This is a genomic window from Lysobacter sp. M15 (assembly GCF_022662515.1).
In the GTDB taxonomy this organism is placed as follows: domain Bacteria; phylum Pseudomonadota; class Gammaproteobacteria; order Xanthomonadales; family Xanthomonadaceae; genus JAKPBU01.
This window is the reverse complement of record NZ_JAKPBV010000001.1, coordinates 52,409-71,949: the sequence shown is the minus strand read 5'-3', so window position 1 is coordinate 71,949 and position 19,541 is coordinate 52,409. Positions and strand designations below refer to the sequence as shown.

The window sequence follows — 19,541 nt, the reverse complement described above, 5'->3', positions numbered from 1 at the left end:
GATCATCATGCCGCGCCGTACCGCATCTGTGTTCACCGTTGTTCCCTTAGCGGAGTCATGTCGAAGGCGATTGTCATCCTTGGTGCGTCGTCATGGAACGGGACGGTACCGTGCCACATGAACGATGGAAACAGGGCCAGCTGTCCGACCCGGGGTGCGATCACCCGGCGCGGCGGTACCTCAAGGCCCAGCTCAACGGGAGGCTGCCCGAACTGAATTGCTCCCGCCTGCCCTTCATCGTCTTGATCCCGCACCGAAGGTGGCAGGGCAACGTAGAAGGCCGAACTCATCCAGCCTTCCGAATGAATATGGTTGGCGTGGCTGCCGGCAGACCAGAGTTTCACCGACCAGGAACCGCCGATGCGCACGCTGCCCAAGTTGCGCTGCAGGAATGGATGGGCGGCATCTGCCGGCAAGCTCGCCAGCCACTGCCTGACGCCACGCACGAGGACCTTGCGCGCAGCGGCGATCACTGGATCCGGGCGGCCGAACAGGCGTCCCGGCGTCTGCGAGCCACCGCGCAGGCTCTGCTCGAGCGGTTCGCGACGCGCCTGATGCAAGGGTTCGAGCACTTCGATCAGAGCCTCGAGGAACGCCTGACGGTTACCGAACCCCGGTGGTGGCTCAATCTCGACGACGCCGATCAGCTGTTCGTAGTCGCATAGCCAGAATTCGCGCTCGTCTCCGAGCATCCGCCAGGCCGTGGCGAGGTATGCCCAGGCCTGTTGATCCTGCGGCGCAATCCGCGTCACGCGCATCGCCATATCAGCCGCACGCGCATAGTCGCCGGCGCGCAGCAGGTGGCGACTGTAGGCATTGAGCAAGGTCGGCGAGGTATCGCCGTCCGCGCTTAGCAGCGCCGCATACCTCGCACCCGCTTCAATGGTCCTGCCCAAGGCGTCGTACGCATGCGCCTCCAGCAGGGTCAGTTGCGGGCTCTCGCCCTGCGCCCGCATTGCGAGCACCTGTTCCAATGCCTCTTCCGGATCCCCGCTCGACAGCAGGAAACGCACGTAGGCAGCCGCCAGGTCGCGATCCCTTGGACGCTTGGCGATGGCGTCGCAAAACACCGACCGGCCTGTATCGGAGCCGGCGTCCGATGGTGGATGTTCCCAAGCCAACTCGGCCAGAGTCGCCAGCGCGGGCACGAACTCCGGATGCGCGGCGACGATCCGCTGCGCCAGTTGCCTGGCGTCTTCCACCCTGCCCGCATCCAGCAACGCCCCCACCTTGGCATGGTCAAGCTGCGGGCTCGCCACACCCTGCCGGACCGCCTGGTCGTAACTGGACAGCGCGAGATCCGGACGCCCGGACAGGCGCTGCACGGCCCCCAGATTGATCCACGCCGTGTGTTGCCCGGGGTCCAGCTCCAGGACCTTGGAAAATGCCACGGCTGCAGTCCCCATATCTCCATCTGCGCGCGCTGCGGCTCCGAGGGCCTGCCATGCCAGCACCAATCCCGGCTGGAGTTCGACCGCGCGCTGCGCTGCTTCCACGGCCCTCGCGGTCATCCCGGCACCCCGCGCGGTGAATGCGAGCTCCGCCCATGCCTTTGCCGACGCGGGCGTCTGCTGCACCAGTTGCTCGGCCAGCGGCAGGGCGGCGGCGTGGCGACCACTCTTGCGCAGCATCGCCGCGTAGTTGGTCAGAATCAGGGGATGCCCCGGCGCCAGCCACAGGGCATGGTCGAACGCGGTCTTCGCGCCATCGACATCACCGCCGCTGGCGAGGCACATTGCCAGCAACTGCTGCGCATCTGGCGCCTGAGGAGCACGGACGGACAGCCGTCGCGCGATCTCGAGCGCCTCGTTCGCACGTCCGGCCTGCAGCAGACCGAATGCCCTGTGCAGTTCCCCGGCCAGCGGCCCGTCGAGACTGCGCGACACGGCTGTGTACTACCGCAGCCGTTTGGCCCGCAGCGCGACACCTGTCGACGTGACCAGCATATAGCTGCCCAAGGCGGCTTCGCGCAGCGTGACCTGGTCGCCTGTTTTCAGGCGACCGCGCGAGGTGACCTCGGTCAGCAGCCAGACCTGACCGCTTTCGAGGGTGACCACGCGTTCACCGGTCGCACGCACGAGCACGCCCTTGATGGTGCCCTGAATGCGATCGGGTTCGGTCTCGCGCAGCTGTTCTGGCAGGCGCTCGACCCGCTGCTGGCGGTTGAGACCGAAGTCCTCCACCGCTTGCTGGCGCCTGGCTTCCATGTCCGCCAGTATGGTGGCCCCACTGGACGGCGGGAACGCCTTGTCGTAACAGGCCAGTCGCGCCGATGCCTCCGCCACGGTCGCACAAGCGTGCGACTGGTCGGGTTCCGCAGCGGCGGCGGCGGCGCTCGCTGCGAGGAACAGCGCAAGGCCGGTGATAATTCGCCGGATCAGGATTTGCTCGAGCATGGCGTTCCGACTCCCCAAGTCATCATTGGCCAGCCGGTGCCTGGCTGGCAGATCTCAGGACCTATACTAAACGACTCCATCAGCGACTCCGGCAGGTTGAAACTTGAATTCGTCAGCCCAGGGACAGCAGCCCTCCAACGCCAGCCGTCCGCCCCCTGGCGACGGCGGCTATTCCGGCGAAGTGCGCCTCGCCTGGATCGAATTCCTGAACACGTTGCCCCCGGCTGCGCGGATCCTGGACATGAGCATCGGCAACCACGTGCCGGCGCTGATTGCCGCGGAACTGGCGGCTGCTCCAGGTCGGGACTGGCGCATCGACGCGATCGATCCCGCGGGCGCCGAGGCCGACCACCAGTCGAAGCACGGCCAACCGCTTGCAGAGCGCATCGTCTTCCATGCGGGTGCCACGTTCGCGCGCCTTCCGTTCGAGGACGCGAGTTTCGATGCAGTCTGCGGCCACCATGCGATCGAGTTCACCGACACCGGCAAGGCACTGACTGAAGTCCACCGCGTGCTCAAGCCTGGCGGCGATGCGCAGTTCACCTTGCACCATGCCGATTCACCGCTGCTGCGCGCTGCCCGACTGTCCCACCGCGAGGCGGACCTGGTCTTCGCCCAGACCAAGGCGTTCCGACGGCTGCACAAGCTGGTGACCATGAGCCAGATCATCCCGGACACCACCGAGCGCGCGACCAACGACGTGCGCAACGCGATCCGTACCCTCAAGCGCGGGCTGCAGGTCGCGCAGCAGCAGGGCGGCGGCCGGGTGCTGACGGTGGCCCTGGATGCCATCCAGAAGCTGCTGGCGGCACGCCGCGAAGCCAAGCCGGACGCGGCGGGACTGGCGGTGGACCGCGCCGAAGCCGAGCTGCGCGCTTCCGTGCGCCGTCTCGCTGACATGGTCTCGCACGCGCGCGCAGACGCGGACATGCGGCTCGTTGAACAGGCGGCGGCCGACCTGGGCTTTACCCAGATCGAACGCGCGGTGCAACTGCACGCCGGCACCGAACCCATGGCTTGGCAGCTGCTCGTGCATCGCCCGTGACCGTCTCGCAGAGCCGCACGCCAGACTCAGCGCAACTGCGTCTTCTGCAGCAGGCCCGAGAACTGCAGCGGCAAGGGCGGGGCGCCGAGGCGATCGCACGTTTCCGCGAAGCACTGGACACCGACCCGGCGAATGGTGAGGTCTGGTACGAACTCGGTTACCTGCTCAAGAGCGAAGGCCGCTACGAGGAATCGCTGCAGGCGTTCGGCCATGCACTGACCTGCGTGATTTCGCGTCCCGAGGAAGTACACCTCAACCGCGCGGTGCTGTTCTCCGATCACTTCCGTCGCGACGATGATGCCGAGCGCGAACTGCGCGCTGCGCTCGCGCTTGCCCCGCACTATGTTCCCGCCATGCTCAACCTCGGCAACCTGCAGGAGGAGCGCGGCCAGCGCGATCAGGCGCTGCAGACCTACGAGACGCTGCTCGCGCAGCCCGACGGACCGGATCCGGACAACAACCAGCTGCGGATGGAAGCCCTTGCGCGGATCGCGAACATGCGCCCCCCGGCCAGCCTGAACGACCCCCTGCTGCAGCGTGTGCGCGACGCTGCCGAGTCGCAGCCCGACAAGACGGTACGCGCCAACCTGCTCTTCGCCTTGGGAAACTCCTACGACCGGCTCGGCGTCTACGACCTTGCGTTTGACGCCTATGCCAAGGCCAACCGGTGGCTCGTGCGCCAGGCCGGGCAGCGCCACGACCGTGGCCACGTCGAGCGGTTGACCGACGCGCTGATCGATGCGTTCCCGTCAGGCGCCAAGGCCGATGCGGCGGGGGCGGCCGATCTGGGCCGGCCCGAACCGCTGTTCATTTGCGGCATGTTCCGGTCGGGTTCGACCCTGATTGAGCAGGTACTGGCTGCACATCCGCAGGTCTCCGCCGGCGGCGAGCTTGACTGGCTGCGTCGGCTTGCTTCGGTGCAGCTCGCACCGTTTCCCCAGACCATGGCGACGCTCGATGCTGAGCGTGTGCGGGAACTGGCCGCCGGATACCAGGCCCACCTGCGCAAACTTTTCCCACTCGCGGCGGCCGATGCGTTCATCACCGACAAGCGTCCGGACAATTTCCTGCTGATCGGGCTGATCAAGCGACTGTTTCCCAGCGCCCGAATTATCCACACTACCCGCGACCCCCTGGACAACGGCCTTTCGATCTTCGCCCACCATCTGCACCCGAAGATCGCCGGATACGCCTGCGACCTCAGCGACATCGGCCATTATTTCGGCCAGTACCGCCGGCTGATGGCGCACTGGCAGGCGTTGTACCCGGGCGACATCCTCGATTTCGACTACGACGCTTTCGTCGCCGACCCGAGGCCGGCGCTGGAGGCCCTGCTGGGGTTCCTCGACCTGCCGTGGGACGACCGCTGCCTGGACTTCCACCGCCTCGGCAACACGGTCAAGACCGCCAGCTACTGGCAGATCCGGCAGCCCCTGCACAGCCGGGCATCGGGTCGCTGGCGCAATTACGGCCCACATCTGGACCCGCTGCGCCGGGCATTGGCCGAGGCAGGGCTGAGCGCTGGGAATCAGCATAAGGTCGCGGGCTGACAGCCTCCAAGCCAGCCAAACCAGACAGTCGGGCGGGTCTTGCAATCGACATTTGGCAGGTGCAGGATCGGGTGGTCTATGGGAGGCATGCACATGAAATCGTCAATTGTCAAGTTCACGCCCGCTGTCCTCGCTGCTGCGCTTGGTGTGCTGGTCTCCAGCGTTGCCGCGGCCAACACCACTGAGGAACGTGCTCCCATTGCTGGCGAGGCAGCGCCCGCACCCCCCACCGATCCGATCAAGCAGATTCCGCACACGCTCAAGGCGCTGGAAGACGCAAAGACCGGGAAGTATGGCCAGTTGCGCGCTGATCACAAGCAGGCCCTCGACAAGGCGGACTACGACATCCAGCGGCTGATACAAGGCCATGAGGATCTGAACGAACTCAGTGCGCAAGAAAAGGTGGACCTGTTCAACGCACAGGAGACGATCCTCGGCATCGTTGACAAGGTCCAACTGACCAAACTCGTGTGTACCTACACGGCGCAGGCTGGCACGCGGTTCAAGAAGAAACGCTGCATGACCCGAGACGCGGCGGAAGCGATCAAGAAAGAGTCTCGCGACGCAACCCACTCGCTTCAGAATCCGCTGTGCGTCCCGGGAGAAGGCAATCCCTGCACCACTGATTAAGAAAAGGAGTTCGAAGGCAGGAGGCTCTGAGCAAAAGCAGGTCCCGGTCCGATTGCGATAGAGACCGAGCTGTCCTGGAGCGCCTCTGCACAATCGGAGCGCCTGAACCGGAAAGGGGTGGACCGGGCCTCTTATCACTGTAACGGAGGTGAAACTCCTCGGAGAGGCCCCCAGGCACTTGAAATCTCCAAGGCCGCAGGAGGACTATTCTCCACGTAACCAACCAATCAATGTGGAGCAGGGGCATGAAGGCAGTTTCTTGGAAGGTGGCCTGGGTCGGCATGGCCTTGGCCATCGGTATGGCGTCGCAAGCCGGCGCATCTGCTTCCACCTCTCCGGTGGATCAGCAGCAGGCTGCCGACGCACAAGTGGCGAAGATCGGGGATCCGGCGCGGTACCTGGCCAACCAGCGCGAAAAGGTCGCCGCCGCAAAATCGGGAAAGAACGGCAAGATCAGTTCTCACGATATCCGCCGCCTTGAGGCAGCCGAACGAGAGATCGAGCGACTGGTCTCTGGGCGCAACAATCTCAACGATCTAAACTCGGCCGAACGCGTCACCGTCTACAACGCCCAGGAAACCATCGCGGGCATCACCTCGGGTGAGGATCGCACACGGATGGTCTGCAAGCGTCGTCAGCTCGCCGGTACCCGGCTGCATACGACCGAATGCCTGACCAAGGAACAATCCGATGCGCGCGCCGCGGCTGCGAAGGAGGCAACCCGCAGCACGCAGAATCCCAGCTGTGTGCCGGGAGAAACATCCTCCTGTAACTGAAACCGCGCGAGCGGTTTCACCCTGAACACAGGACGATCCCGATCCGTCGAAAGGATGGGTGCTTAAACGCAGGCTAACCAGCGCTGTCAGCGTGTCTGGCAGCGCTGGTACGTGAGTTGGAATGAAGGCGCGCAAAGCGCCTCTGACGCGCGCCTTGCGTCCTCTCCTGAATAATTCGATGGTTGCCGCATAGAGCGCACAATGCGCAGGCCGCCGCCTGGAGTCCGTCATCCCAACAGCACGCTTCGTGCGGTGCACCATCGCCGCGCGGTGGGATGCGCGCCGCCACCGGAACGATCATGGCTTCCGCCCCCACGACCGCGCAGAAACGTGCCAAGTGGACCTTGAAAGACGGGAAATTCCGGAGCAGCATCCGCCTGCCGGGTAGGCGTAGTCACACCTGATTCGCGCGCCAAAGGGTGCGCAGGCTGGTTCCTATGAAGCTGTCCAGATTATCGATGGTGGCCGTGCTGCTGGCGCTGGCCACGGTGACCCCCGTGTGGGCCCAGGTCGAGCAGCCCGCGGCGGCAACGCCCCCAGATCCCGCAACCATCGTGGCCATCCCGCCCGAACTCGAGGCGCTGGTGCGCGAACGCGTCATCCGGACGACCACTTCGCACGAGCGGCGGCTGGACAAGCTTGTGGACCTGCTGTTCGGTCCGCAAGGCCTCGCCCTCGAATACGATGGCAGCCGGACCCGCACCATCAGCGAGGCGTTCACCGACCGCAAGGCCAACTGCCTGTCGTTCTCGCTCATGTTCGTCGCGCTGGCGCGGCGTGCTGGCATCGATGCCCACGTGCAGGAAACCGACCACGTGCTGGCTTGGCAGGGTGACGGCGTGCTGTATGGCAACGGGCATGTCAACGTCGCTGTGAAGGTCGGGCGCGCGCGCAAGACCGTCGACATCGACCGGAGCGTGGTGAGCATCCGCGGCACCCAGCGGGCGATCTCCGATGAGCGCGCACTTGCGCATTTCTACAACAATCGCGGCGCCGAGCTGATGGGCCAGGGACAATTGCCGGCCGCGGGCCTGCACATGGCCATGGCCATCCGGATGGAACCCGAATTCGTGGGCGCATGGAGCAATCTCGGCGTCCTGCACATGCGCGAGGGTTCCCTGCAGGAAGCCGAGCGTGCCTATCTGGCCGCTCTGGAACGCAACAAGAAGCACGCGCCGGCTTTGTCGAACCTGGTCAATCTGTACCGTCAAGCGGGCGACGATCGGCGTCGGGCCGAATTCGAACGGCGGCTCTATGAAGTGCAGCGCAGGGATCCCTTCCACCAGATCATCCTCGCGCTGAGCTACGAGAAGAGCCACAACTATGCTGCTGCGGTTGAGCACTTCCGCCGCGCGATCAGGCTCAAGGCAAGGGATCACTTCGTTTACTACGGGTTGGCGCGTTCGTACGCGCACCTGGGCGACACCCGGCGGGCCGCAGACGCACTGGTGCGGGCACGTGACGTCGCCGGCGACCAGGGCCACATGTACCAGGCGAAACTCGAACAACTGCGACGCAGCCACGCATCCCTGATGCATTAACGCATCGCCCGCCCTTCACGCGCATAGACGTCGCGCTGGCGATGCGGTCTGCCGACGGCCTCACCCCAACGCGGATTGGATGCGGCGCGCCTCTTCGCGCAACGCCTCCGGCATGCGCGGGCCGTACTCCTCCAGGCCAGCGCTGATCGCCTCGAACTCCCGGACCCAACTCGCCCGATCGATTCCGAACAGACTCGATTCGGCCTCGTCGGACAACTCGATGCCGTCAAGATTCAGATCGCAGGGACGCGGCATGATGCCGATCGGCGCCTCCTGCCCACCGGCCTGGCCCTGCACGCGGCCGATGATCCATTCCAGCACTCGCAGATTGTCGCCGAAGCCCGGCCACAGGAACCTGCCGTCGCTGCCCTTGCGGAACCAGTTGACGTGGAAGATCTTCGGCAACCGCGCAGCCGGCTGGTCGAACGAGAGCCAGTGGGCGAAGTAGTCGGCGAAGTTGTAGCCGCAGAAGGGCTTCATCGCCATTGGATCGCGGCGGACCACGCCCACCTGGCCGGTGGCCGCCGCGGTGGTTTCCGAACCCATCGCCGCGCCGACCAGCACGCCGTGGGTCCAGTCGCGCGCTTCGAACACTAGCGGCACCAGCGACGCGCGGCGGCCCCCGAACACGATCGCGGAAATCGGCACGCCCTGCGGATCCTCGGCACGCGGGGAATAGCTCGGGCACTGCGCCGCGCTGACCGTGAAACGCGAGTTCGGATGCGCCGCCGGACCGTTGGCCGGGTCGAAGTCGCGGCCACGCCAGTCCTGCGCCGGGGTCCGGTCGTCGAGCCCTTCCCACCACGGCTGTTCGTCGTGGGTTACGGCGACATTGGTATAGATCGTGTCGCGGCCGATGGTGGTCAATGCATTGGGATTCGAGTTCGCACTGGTTCCGGGCGCGACGCCGAAAAAGCCCGCTTCCGGATTGATCGCGTACAAGCGGCCATCGGGACCGGGCCGCATCCAGCAGATGTCGTCGCCGATGGTCCAGACCTTCCAGCCCGCCTCGCGGAAGGACTCTGGCGGGATGAGCATCGCCAGGTTGGTCTTGCCGCAGGCGCTGGGGAAGGCGGCCGCGATGTAGTGGGTTTCACCCTGCGGGTTCTCGATGCCGACGATCAGCATGTGCTCGGCCAGCCAGCCTTCGCTGCGCGCCTGGTGCGAGGCGATGCGCAGGGCGTGGCATTTCTTGCCGAGCAGGGCATTGCCGCCGTAGCCCGAGCCAAACGACTTGATCGTCAGCTCTTCCGGGAAATGCATGATGAAGCGGCGCTCCGGATCGAGTTCGCCGATCGAGTGCAGGCCCTTCACGAACGCGCCGCCCTCGCGCTCGATCCTCGCCAGCGCCGCATCGCCCATGCGGGTCATGATCCGCATGTTGGCCACCACGTAGGGCGAATCGGTGATCTCCACGCCGCAGCGCGAGATCGGCGAGTCGATCGGTCCCATGCAGTACGGGACCACGTACATCGTGCGCCCGCGCATGCAGCCGTCGAACAGCGCGTCCATCTTGGCGTGGGCCGAATCCGGCGCCATCCAATGGTTGTTGGGACCGGCGTCCTCGCGCTCGGGCGTGCAGACGTAGGTGAGATGCTCGACGCGTGCCACGTCGTCCGGGTCCGAGCGATGCAACCAGCAACCCGGATGTGTGTCGGCGTTGAGCGCCAGCAAGGTGTCGTCGGCCTGCATCTGCGCGACAAGGCTGTCGTATTCGGCCCGGGTGCCGTCGCACCAGTGGATGCGGTCGGGCCGGGTCAAGGCAGCCACTTCCGCAACCCACGCGTTCAAGGTCTCCAGCGCGGTCGGTGAGGAAGGTTTGCGGATCGCGTTCATGCGGGGAACCTCATGGCTGCGCCGCGGAATCCGCTGGCGCATCATTGGGAATCAGGGTGCTCATGACATGGTCGACGTAGCCTTCGAACTCGTCATGCTGCAGGCGCTGCTGGTGCAGCTGCATGTTGAGCTGGAGGAAGCCGACGTACGCCGCATATGCAAGGCGGGCGCGGTGTTGGGCGTCGGTGCGGCTCAGCCCAGCCTGGCGGAACGACGCGGCCAGCCAGTCGAAGCGGCGTTGGGAGACCCGGCCGATCACCGGACTCACGGTCGGGTGGTCGAGCGCCTTGAGCAGTTCGCTGTAGACGATGTGCGACTTGAATTCATGCGCGACCAGCTGGAACAGCGCGCGCAGGCGTTCGCGCGGATCCGATACGGCTTCGAGCTTGCCGAACACCATTTCCTGCTCGACTGCCTCCCAGCGTTCCAGCGCGGCCTGGAGCAGCGCATCGCGCGATGGAAAGTGCCAATAGAAGCTTCCCTTGGTCACGCCCAGGCGTCGCGCGAGCGGCTCGACCGCGACCGCAGCGACACCCTGCTCGGCGATCAGGTCCAGGGCGGCCTGGGCCCAGTCTTCTGCGCTCAGGCGGCCGTGGCGCTCGGCTTTGGTTGCAGCGGCAACAGTCATGGCACCCAGTGTAACCATACGCCCGTGTCCCCTACAGTATCGAAGTCACTGAAAACGCTTACAAATCCGTATGTTGCGGTGCGCAACGCGATTCAAACGCGTGATTGACAGGCGCGCGCGCGCCTGCCCATACTGCTACGTATGGTACGGGTTGCCGGTGCAGGGGCCGCCCCGCCTATAGTCCATTCCTACGTGTTCCTGGCCGCGCCACGGCCAGCCGGAGCTTCCAATGAGCGTCGCGATCCCGTTCCTGGCCTTCCTGTTCGCCGGCGCGTTCGCCGCTTATCACCGCCTGCGCCTGTGGCTCTGGGCAGCCCTGACCTTGCTGCTGCTGACCGTCTGCTGGTTCCTGGGTGCGGATCCGACCGCCACGCTGGCGGCGGCGGTCATCGTCGCGCTGATCGCGATCCCGCTGCTGCTGCCTTTCCTGCGCAAGCCGATGATCACCGCGCCGCTGCTCAAGTTCTATACCCGACTGCTTCCGCCCTTGTCGGATACCGAGCGCACCGCGCTGGAATCGGGCACGGTCGGTTTCGAGGGCGAACTGTTCTCGGGCAAACCCGACTGGGACAAGCTGCTCACGCTACCCAAGCCGCAACTGACGGCGGAGGAACAGGCCTATCTGGACGGTCCGTGCGAAGAGCTGTGCCGCATGGTCGATGACTGGGACATCACCCACGTGCGCGCCGACCTGCCGCCCGAACTGTGGGATTACGTGAAGCGCAACAAGTTCTTCGGACTCAATATCCCGAAGGAATACGGCGGCCTGGGCTTCTCGGCTCTGATGAACCACAAGGTCATCCAGAAACTCGCGTCGATCTCGACCGTGGTGAGTTCCACCGTCGGCGTGCCCAATTCACTCGGGCCGGCCGAGCTACTGATGCATTACGGCACCGAGGAACAGAAGCGCCACTACCTGCCGCGCCTGGCGGACGGGCGCGAGGTCCCGTGCTTCGCCCTGACCGGGCCGTTCGCCGGCTCGGATGCAACGTCGATCCCGGACTACGGCATCGTCTGCAAGGGCGTGTGGAACGGCGAGGAAACGCTCGGCTTCCGGCTCACGCTCAACAAGCGTTACATCACCCTGGCGCCGGTAGCGACGCTGATCGGCGTGGCGTTCCGAATGTACGACCCGGACGGGCTGCTTGGCGACAAGCGCGACATCGGCATTTCGCTGGCGTTGGTGCCGCGTGATGTTTCCGGCCTGGACATCGGGCGCCGCCACTTTCCGCTCAACTCGCCGTTCCAGAACGGGCCGATCCGTGGCAAGGGCATCTTCATTCCGCTCAGCCAGCTCATCGGCGGACGCGAGAAGGCCGGCCACGGCTGGCAGATGCTGATGGAATGCCTGTCGATCGGGCGCTCGATCACCCTGCCCTCGACCGCCAGCGGCGGCTCCAAGATCGGCGCGGTCGTGGTGGGCGCCTATGCGCGCATCCGCAAGCAGTTCGGCCTGTCCGTGGGCCGCTTCGAGGGCGTGGAGGAAGCGCTCGCACGCATCGCCGGCAAGGCCTACGCGATCAGCGCGCTGTCGCAGGCAACGGCGGCCGCCGTGGCGCGCGGCGAGAACCCGGCGGTTCCCTCGACCATCGCCAAATACCACTGCACCCAGATGGGGCGCGAAGTCGCCGTGGACATGATGGACATCCTCGGCGGCAAGGGAATCATCCTGGGACCGCGCAATTTCGCCGGGCGCGCCTGGCAGGCTTCGCCGATCGCGATCACGGTGGAAGGCGCCAACATCATGACCCGCAGCCTGATGATCTTCGGCCAGGGCGCGATCCTGTGCCACCCGTGGGTGCTCAAGGAGATGAAGGCCGCGCAACTCGCCGACCCAAAGCAGCGGATCGACGAATTCGACTGCAACCTGTTCGGCCATATCGGTTACGCGATCAGCAACGCAGTACGCAGCTGGTGGTATGGTTTGACCAGTTCCAAGCTCGGCGCCGCGCCCGGCGACGACTACACCCGCCGGTTCTTCCGCAAGCTCAACCGCTATTCGGCCGCGCTGTCGGTGATGGCCGACACCTCGATGTTGCTGCTCGGCGGCAAGCTCAAGTTCAAGGAATCGCTGTCCGGGCGCCTGGGCGATGTGCTCAGCCAGCTGTACATCGCCAGCGCCATGCTCAAGCGCTACCAGGACGAGGGCGCACCCGTGGGCGACCAGCCTTTGCTGGCCTGGGCCTTCCACGACGCGGTCAACAAGATCGAAACGGCCCTGTCGGGCGCGCTGCGCAACTTCCCGATCCGTCCGGTCGGCTGGCTGCTATGGCTGGTGATCTTTCCCTGGGGTCGTCGCGCACAAGCACCCAGCGATCGCCTGGGCCATCGCGCCGCCTCGCTGCTGATGACGCCCTGCGACGCGCGCGACCGCCTGGCCGAAGGCGTGTTCATCGCGCCGACCGCGCACAATCCCGCCGGCCGCATCAACAGCTATCTGCCCAAGGTCATCCTCGCCGACCCGGTCGAGCGCAAGTTCCTCAAGGCGCTGAAGAACAGCGACATCGAGGCCTGGGAGTTCACCGCCCAGCTCGACGAAGGAGTGAAGGAAGGCTGGATCACCGCCGATGAGCGCAAGCAGCTCGAAGAGCTGCGCGAGATCACCCTGGACGCGATCACCGTGGATGACTTCGATACGGAAGAACTGCGTTCGGCCGGCTACCGCGACCTGTACGGCGAAGGCGCGCGCGCGCCGCGGGCGGCAGCCTGATTCCCGGCCCATCGCGCGGGAAACGCCAGTGCCGGCTTCGGTCCTGACGCTCTACAACCGCCTTGCCCGCAATCCGGCCGGCCGCTGGCTGTTCTCGCGCCTAATCTGCCTGAAGGCGCCCTACTTCGCCACCATCGCCCCGCGCATCGAATCGCTCGAACCCGGTTGCGGCGTGGCGACGCTGCGGCACCGACGCCGTGTGACCAACCATATCGGCAGCGTGCACGCGATCGCGTTGTGCAACCTGGCCGAGTTCATCGGCGGTTTGACGACGGAAGTCAGCCTTCCGGCTTCGATGCGCTGGATCCCGAAAGGGATGACGGTCGAATATCTGAAGAAAGCGATGGGAACGATGCGTGCGGTCGCCACGCCGGAGTTTGCTCCGACTGCATCGGAAATCGGCTATGCGCTACCGGTGCGGGTGGACGTGACCAATACCCAGGGCGAGGCCGTGTTCCAGGCTCGCATCGCGATGTGGGTATCGCCGAAGCCGTCGCCCGGCGCCAGATAGCCGCGCCATGCGCGCATCGCGATCGTCCGGCCTGCGTGGACGCTACACGATTTGCCAGGCCGCAATCGCCAACAGTGCAGGCAACCCCTGCACGAAGAAGATCCGCCGGTTCACGGTCATCGCGCCGTAAACACCGGCGACCAGGACGCAGGCCAGGAAGAACAGCACGAACTCGCGCGCGCCGGTCGCGATCCCGTACAGCAGACCCACCGCGAGAAAACCGTTGTAGAGCCCCTGGTTGGCCGCAAGCACGCGGGTGGCTTCCGCCTTCTCGCGTGTATTGCGGAAAGTCTTCAATCCCAGCGGCCGAGTCCACAGGAACATTTCCAGGACCAGGAAGTACAGGTGCAGCAGCGCGACCAGCAGGGTCAGCACGGTGGCGACGACTGACATGGATTCCCCAGAACGCGAAGGCCCGCCGCGAGTGTACGCGGCGGGCACATGGACAGGCATTTTCCCGGCGCTCAGTCCAGGGAAAGGGTGAAATCGCCTGAGAAGGTTTCCACCCGGATCTCGCCGGCGCCGCTGCCGTAGCGGGTCCGCAGGCTGGACCCGGGGCCGAACTCTTCCTTGTCGACCTTTGCGCCGGGCGCCTTGAGACTGCCGCTGAAGCTTTCGACCTCGACTTCGGCGGACAGCGCGCGCGGCATGTGCAGGCTGAAGTTTCCGCTGACGGTTTCGCCGCGAATCTCGCCGCCATTGGCCAGGCCGACCCGCGCACCGATGTCGCCGGACACGCTGCTGGCCGAGAGGCGACGCACCGCTTCGCCGCGACTGTCCACCTCGACGTTGCCCGAAACGGTCTCAAGATCCAGGGCGCCCTTGAGGCGGCCGCGCAACGTGACATCGCCGCTCACGCTCTCGCTGCTGACGTCCCCGTCCGAATTAAGCGTCAGGGTCTGGTTGCCGCTGACGCTGTCGATGTCGGCAGCACCAGGCGCGCCGGCGAACACGATGTCGCCGCTGACGCTCTGGATATCCAGCTGCGGCGGGGCCACGCCGTCGACATGCACGTCAGCCGCGACCGATTCGATGTCGAGCGATGCCTGTAGCGGAACCTGCAGGATCAGCGTGGTCGGGCCGGTCCGGTCGTTGCGGCCCCAGCCGCCGCGCTCGGGATACTTGGCCTTGACCCGCAGGTTGCCGCGATCGCCGTCGATCTCGAGCTTCTCCACGCCGTCACCGAGCGTGCCGGTCACCTGCACCTCGTTGCGGTTCCAGGCATGCACCTCGATGCGGCCTTTGACGTTTTCGATCTCGACCTTGCCACGCGCATCCAGCGGCCGGGTCTGGTTGATGGGCGTGACCGCGAAGGCCGGGGCGGCAATGCCGGCCAGCAGGGCCATGGCGAGCAGGTGGAAGCGGATCATGTCGGTTCTCCGGAAATCGGGCGGGTCGGCGCTCAAGGCGCGTCAACTCAAGGTGGCGCGCTGGGTGAGTTCCAGGCGTTTTTCGTAGGTGCGGCGCAGCTGGTCGAGCAGGAAGCGCGCATCGGGATCGCGCGTCAACGCGGTGCGGATCTGCGCGGCACTCTGGTCGAGCTGCTGCAAGGCGTTGCCAGCCGGCGCGGACGGCGTGCCGGCGGCCTGCAGCTCTCGCAGTGCGGCATCGTATTCGCGGGTGAGCGCATCGGCTTCCCGGTGGATCAGGCGACCGGTCGGGTCGACTTGTCGGGCGCCGAAATCCGGACGCTGCTGCCAGGCCACGCCGACTGCCAGCACCAGCGAGGCGGCCAGCGCAAACGGCGCCAGTCGCGCGCCGCGGCGGCGCAGCGGCACCACGTTGCCGGCATCGCCGGATGGCCTGCCGTGCTGCGCGATGCGCGCGGCGATGCCGGGCCACAGATCGTTCGTGGGCATGGTCTCGCGGCGCAGGCCGCGCAGCTGCCACAGGAGTTCCTGGTCGTTGTGATTGGTGTTCATGCGTGTGCTTCCAGTCTGGCGCGCAGCAGGCCGCGCGCGCGATGCAGCTGTGCCTTGGAACTGCCGACCGCCATGCCGAGCTCGTTGGCGATTTCCTCGTGCTTCCAGCCTTCCACGTCGTGCAGCACCAGCACCGCGCGGGCGCGCGGCGGCAACGTGGCGACGGCGCGCTCCAGGTCCAGGCCCAGCGCGGTGGCATGGCCGGCCGAGTCGGCGCTGCCGAGGGCGTCGAAGACATCCTCGCCATCGTCCTGCTGCGGCCGGCTGCGGCGCGAACGCAGTTCCATGAGCGCGGTGTTCACCGCCAGCTTGTGCAGCCAGGTGGAGAAGCGGCTTTCGAACCGATAGCCCGGCAGCGCCTGCCAGGCGCGCACGAAGGCTTCCTGGGTGAGATCCTCGGCCCGTGCGCTGGCGCCGCCCACCAAGCGCGCGATGACGCCATGCACGCGACCGGTATGACGCCGGTACAGCGCTTCGAAGGCAGACATGTCGCCTGCAGAGGCCAGCCGGGCCAGGGCGTTGTCGGGATCGTCGGCGCCCTGCGGGGCGTCGGTGTCGGCGGGCCAGGTGGTCACGGCGAGAGTCAGCATAGTCCTTGTGATGCGGAGAGACCCCGCAAGGTTTAACCGCGTGCCCCGGGGACGCCATGCCTGCGATCGCCCACCTGCTCCCACATTCCGCTACGACCCAGGCGCGCCGGTTCCACCACGGAACCGCGACCCGCCAGACCGGTCACCGCGTCTGCCAGCGCGTCCGCACCCGGGCTGCCCCAGGCGCACGCGCCGCCAGCCGATCACGCGACGGCCGCTGTCCCGCCACCGGGCGCGGTGCGCCCCTCGACCCTGCGCGCCAGGCGGACGCCGACCACCCCGGCTGCGGCAAGCGCCATCGCCCCCACCACGCCGAAGCCGCCTACCGTCACCCCCAGCGCGCGCAGTGCATTGATCGACAGCGCGCAGACCACGTCGCCCGCACGCCACACGGCGGTATCCACCGCGTTCTTGCCCTTGTAGCGCAGCTCACGCGGCACCCGGGTGTACAGGCTCTCGCGGGCGGGCATGACCATGCCGTAGGCCAGGCCGCGGGTGACGATCATGACCAATGCCACCCAGGGGAAGGCGCCGACGAAGGGCACCACAATGGCCTGTGCATGCGGATCTGCGGACAGCGCCATTGCCAGGCAGGCAGCGATCCCTGCCGCGGCCCAGGTGGCGATCACCGGACCGGCGCCATAGCGCATCAGCATCCAGCGGGTCAGGGTGAGCTGGACCACGATCTGCAGGCCATTGGTGGCCAGATCGATGGTCGCGGCGAAGCGGGTACGGTCCACCGCATTGTCGAACGTGGCCCCCGAGTAATCGGCGATCAGCACGTAAGCCACCGTGCCGATCGCATCGCCCAGGACCATCAGCACTGCCATGGCGCGCATGAACGGGTCGGCGAAGATCTGCTTGAGCCCGTCGAACATGCCGCCGCCGAGCGGCGTACCCTGCTGTGCCTGCTCGCCCTTGGCGCCGTGTCGCTGCACCCACCGCCCCAGCACCAGTACGCAGGCCAGCGCCACGCCCAGCAGACTGGCCGACACCAGCAGCAGCGCCGAAACGCCGATCATTTCCACCAGGCCGCGGGTGAGCAAGGGCCCGGCGATCGCCCCGGCTACGCCGCCGATGCCGATCAGCGGGAACAGGCGGCGCGCCTGTTCGGCGTTCCAGATGTCCGCCATGAAGCTCCAGAACACCGAGACCACGAACAGGTTGAACACGCTCAGCCAGACGAAGAACACGATCCCCAGGGTGCGCGGGCTGAGCACATCGGCGTTGGCGAACAGCGGCAGGAAGCTGACCAGGCAGCCGATGAAGAACAGATAGACCAGCGGCACTACGATCCGCCGCGGAAAGCGCGACACCAGCCAGGCGAATAGCGGCGTGAGCACCAGCATGGCGGCAAACGAGGCGGCGAAGAACCAGGGCAATTGGGTGGAACCCACCGCGGCGGAGAGCTGCTCGCGCACCGGGCGCAGCATGTAATAGGCGGCCAGCACGCAGAAGAAGGCCAGGAACGACCAGCTCGCAGCGCGCCATTCGCCACCCTGCACCCGTTTTCCGGTCGATGGTTCCATGCCGTGCCCGCCTCATGTGCAGCGGGCACGGTAGCCGATCGGGATGTCCGTCGCCATGACGCGCACGATGCCCGGCGCCGTTCGCTGCTCACCGCCCCATCCAGGAAGCGCGCTGCCTCCGCGCCGGAGCATTTGCTCTACCCTCGCCGCCTACCTTCGCCCGACGGCGCTTCCGGAACAGGTCAGCAGTGGCTTTCGACTACATCATCATCGGCGCCGGCTCGGCCGGCTGCGTGCTCGCCAACCGCCTGTCCGAAGACCCCGACTGCAAGGTGCTGCTGCTCGAAGCCGGCCCGCGCGACCGCCACCCCTTTATCCACATGCCTGCCGGCCTGGCCAAGCTGGTCGGCAAGAAGGGCGTGAACTGGGATTACCACACCGCGCCCGAGCCCCAGCTGGACAACCGTACCCTGTGGTGGCCACGGGGCAAGGTGCTGGGCGGTTCGAGTTCGATCAACGCCATGTGCTACATCCGTGGCGTGCCGCAGGATTACGACGAATGGGCCGCCCAGGGTGCCGACGGCTGGGACTGGGAAAGCGTACTGCCATGGTTCAAGCGCAGCGAAGGCAACCAGCGCGTCCTTCGACAGGCTCAGGATGAGCGTGAATTCGATGCGCTGCATGGCGGCGAAGGTCCGCTCACGGTGTCCGACCTGCGCTACGTCAACCCGCTCTCCCATGCCTTCATCGAGGCGGGAACACAGGCGGGCTCCGCGCACAATGCCGACTTCAACGGACCCCGGCAGCACGGTGTCGGCCTGTACCAGGTCACCCAGCGCGACGGCGCGCGCTGTTCGGCTGCGACCGCCTACCTCGGTCCCGAGGTCAGGCAGCGGCCCAATCTGACCGTCCACACCGGTGCACTGGTCAACCGCATCACCTTCGAGAACGGCCGCCGCGCCAACGGCGTGACCTATTCGATGCTCGGCCAGGCCTTCCACCAGGAAGCCGTGCGGGAAGTGATCGCCTGCGGGGGCGCGATCAACTCGCCGCAACTGCTGATGCTCTCGGGCATCGGCCCTACCGACGAACTCGCCCGCCACCGGATCCCCGTGATCGCAGCTTCGCCCAACGTGGGCCGCAACCTGCAGGACCACCTCGACATCTGCACCCTGCAGCACTGCGCGCGCGGCGTGAGCTACGACCGCGTCAGCGACCTGAAGATCGCGTTCGACTACTACCTGCGCGGCCGCCGCGGCCCGGGGACCAGCAACATCGCCGAGGCCGGTGGCTTCGTGCGCTCGCGCCTGGCGCCGGACCAGCGCGCCGACATCCAGTTCCATTTCGTACCGGCGATGCTCGACGACCACGGCCGCCACCGCCTGCGCGGCGACGGCTACACCCTGCACGCCTGCTTCCTGCGGCCGCGCAGCCGCGGGCGCATCTCCCTGGTCAGCAACCGGGGCAGCGACAGGCCCCGGATCGAGGCCAACTACCTCAGCGATGCGGAAGGCTTCGACCTGCGGATGATGGTCGAATGCGCCAAGGTCTCGCGCGAGATATTCGCACAGAAGGCCTTCGATCCGTACCGCGGCGCGCCGATCTTCCCCGCCCGCAACGATCTGAGCGACGACGAGCTGGTCGAGTTCATCCGCGCCAAGGCCGAAACTGTGTATCACCCGGTCGGCAGCTGCCGCATGGGCGGCGATGATGAGTCGGTCGTCGACCCGCAACTGCGGGTACGCGGCGTGGAAGGCCTGCGCGTAGTTGACGCCTCGGTGATGCCGACCCTGATCGGTGGCAACACCAATGCTCCCACGATCATGATCGCCGAGCGCGCCGCACACCTGATCCGCAACCCATCCTGACCGGTTCAGCGAGGCGAATGGCCGCCGATCGTTCCCGCTTGCAGCCAGCGAAACTGAATACGGAGCGGC

Annotated in this window: 17 protein-coding genes; 8 read left to right on the top strand and 9 right to left on the bottom strand. The window is 66.4% G+C overall.

What is annotated here, in order from left to right:
- Positions 1-32: 32 nt before the first annotated feature.
- Together MC380_RS00280 and MC380_RS00275 are read right to left on the bottom strand one after the other, a co-directional pair.
- Entirely contained in the window at positions 33-1,886 is a 1,854-nt protein-coding gene (locus tag MC380_RS00280) for a tetratricopeptide repeat protein (RefSeq protein ID WP_242162384.1), read from the bottom strand.
- Positions 1,887-1,895: 9 nt separating this feature from the next.
- The gene (locus tag MC380_RS00275; protein WP_242162382.1) at positions 1,896-2,396 is read right to left on the bottom strand and encodes a hypothetical protein; all 501 of its coding nucleotides are present in this window, start codon (positions 2,394-2,396) and stop codon (positions 1,896-1,898) included.
- Positions 2,397-2,499: 103 nt separating this feature from the next.
- Between MC380_RS00275 and MC380_RS00270 the strand changes: the two genes are divergently transcribed.
- The 5 genes from MC380_RS00270 (at position 2,500) to MC380_RS00250 (ending at position 7,938) form a co-directional block, all read left to right on the top strand.
- On the top strand, positions 2,500-3,441 hold the full coding sequence (locus MC380_RS00270) for a class I SAM-dependent methyltransferase (RefSeq protein ID WP_242162380.1): 942 nt from the start codon (positions 2,500-2,502) through the stop codon (positions 3,439-3,441).
- Positions 3,438-4,991 (top strand): sulfotransferase, encoded by a 1,554-nt coding sequence (locus MC380_RS00265; RefSeq protein WP_242162378.1) that lies wholly within the window; start codon positions 3,438-3,440, stop codon positions 4,989-4,991. Before MC380_RS00270 ends, MC380_RS00265 begins: the two co-directional genes overlap by 4 nt.
- Positions 4,992-5,084: 93 nt before the next feature.
- Positions 5,085-5,621, top strand: a complete 537-nt coding sequence (locus MC380_RS00260) for a hypothetical protein (protein WP_242101271.1) — start codon at positions 5,085-5,087, stop codon at positions 5,619-5,621.
- Between the two features lie 245 nt (positions 5,622-5,866).
- Complete coding sequence (locus MC380_RS00255) at positions 5,867-6,397, top strand: hypothetical protein (RefSeq protein WP_242162376.1); 531 nt, start codon at positions 5,867-5,869, stop codon at positions 6,395-6,397.
- A gap of 437 nt (positions 6,398-6,834) precedes the next feature.
- Entirely contained in the window at positions 6,835-7,938 is a 1,104-nt protein-coding gene (locus MC380_RS00250) for a tetratricopeptide repeat protein (protein WP_242162374.1), read from the top strand.
- 60 nt (positions 7,939-7,998) lie between these two features.
- Here the strand turns inward: MC380_RS00250 and MC380_RS00245 are convergent, their stop codons facing one another.
- Together MC380_RS00245 and MC380_RS00240 are read right to left on the bottom strand one after the other, a co-directional pair.
- On the bottom strand, positions 7,999-9,774 hold the full coding sequence (locus tag MC380_RS00245) for a phosphoenolpyruvate carboxykinase (GTP) (RefSeq protein ID WP_242162372.1): 1,776 nt from the start codon (positions 9,772-9,774) through the stop codon (positions 7,999-8,001).
- Between the two features lie 10 nt (positions 9,775-9,784).
- On the bottom strand, positions 9,785-10,402 hold the full coding sequence (locus MC380_RS00240) for a TetR/AcrR family transcriptional regulator (protein ID WP_242101275.1): 618 nt from the start codon (positions 10,400-10,402) through the stop codon (positions 9,785-9,787).
- Between the two features lie 229 nt (positions 10,403-10,631).
- On the opposite strand from MC380_RS00240, the gene MC380_RS00235 reads away from it, so the two are divergent.
- Positions 10,632-13,112 (top strand): acyl-CoA dehydrogenase, encoded by a 2,481-nt coding sequence (locus MC380_RS00235; protein ID WP_242162371.1) that lies wholly within the window; start codon positions 10,632-10,634, stop codon positions 13,110-13,112.
- Positions 13,113-13,140: 28 nt separating this feature from the next.
- Complete coding sequence (locus MC380_RS00230; RefSeq protein WP_242162368.1) at positions 13,141-13,623, top strand: hotdog fold domain-containing protein; 483 nt, start codon at positions 13,141-13,143, stop codon at positions 13,621-13,623.
- Between the two features lie 42 nt (positions 13,624-13,665).
- On the opposite strand, the gene MC380_RS00225 is transcribed toward MC380_RS00230, so the two are convergent.
- The 5 genes from MC380_RS00225 to MC380_RS00205 form a co-directional block, all read right to left on the bottom strand.
- The gene (locus tag MC380_RS00225) at positions 13,666-14,016 is read right to left on the bottom strand and encodes a DUF1304 domain-containing protein (protein ID WP_242162366.1); all 351 of its coding nucleotides are present in this window, start codon (positions 14,014-14,016) and stop codon (positions 13,666-13,668) included.
- Positions 14,017-14,087: 71 nt separating this feature from the next.
- Positions 14,088-14,993: a DUF4097 family beta strand repeat-containing protein gene (locus MC380_RS00220; RefSeq protein WP_242162364.1), complete on the bottom strand. Its 906-nt coding sequence runs from the start codon at positions 14,991-14,993 to the stop codon at positions 14,088-14,090.
- Between the two features lie 42 nt (positions 14,994-15,035).
- A complete protein-coding gene (locus tag MC380_RS00215; protein ID WP_242162362.1) occupies positions 15,036-15,545 on the bottom strand; it encodes a hypothetical protein in 510 nt (169 codons plus the stop codon).
- On the bottom strand, positions 15,542-16,135 hold the full coding sequence (locus MC380_RS00210; RefSeq protein ID WP_242162361.1) for a sigma-70 family RNA polymerase sigma factor: 594 nt from the start codon (positions 16,133-16,135) through the stop codon (positions 15,542-15,544). The genes MC380_RS00215 and MC380_RS00210 overlap by 4 nt, the downstream gene beginning before the upstream one ends.
- Before the next feature lie 203 nt (positions 16,136-16,338).
- Positions 16,339-17,664, bottom strand: coding sequence for an MFS transporter (locus MC380_RS00205; protein WP_242162359.1), 1,326 nt, complete (start codon positions 17,662-17,664; stop codon positions 16,339-16,341).
- Positions 17,665-17,852: 188 nt separating this feature from the next.
- On the opposite strand from MC380_RS00205, the gene MC380_RS00200 reads away from it, so the two are divergent.
- A complete protein-coding gene (locus MC380_RS00200; protein WP_242162357.1) occupies positions 17,853-19,472 on the top strand; it encodes a choline dehydrogenase in 1,620 nt (539 codons plus the stop codon).
- Positions 19,473-19,541: the final 69 nt, after the last annotated feature.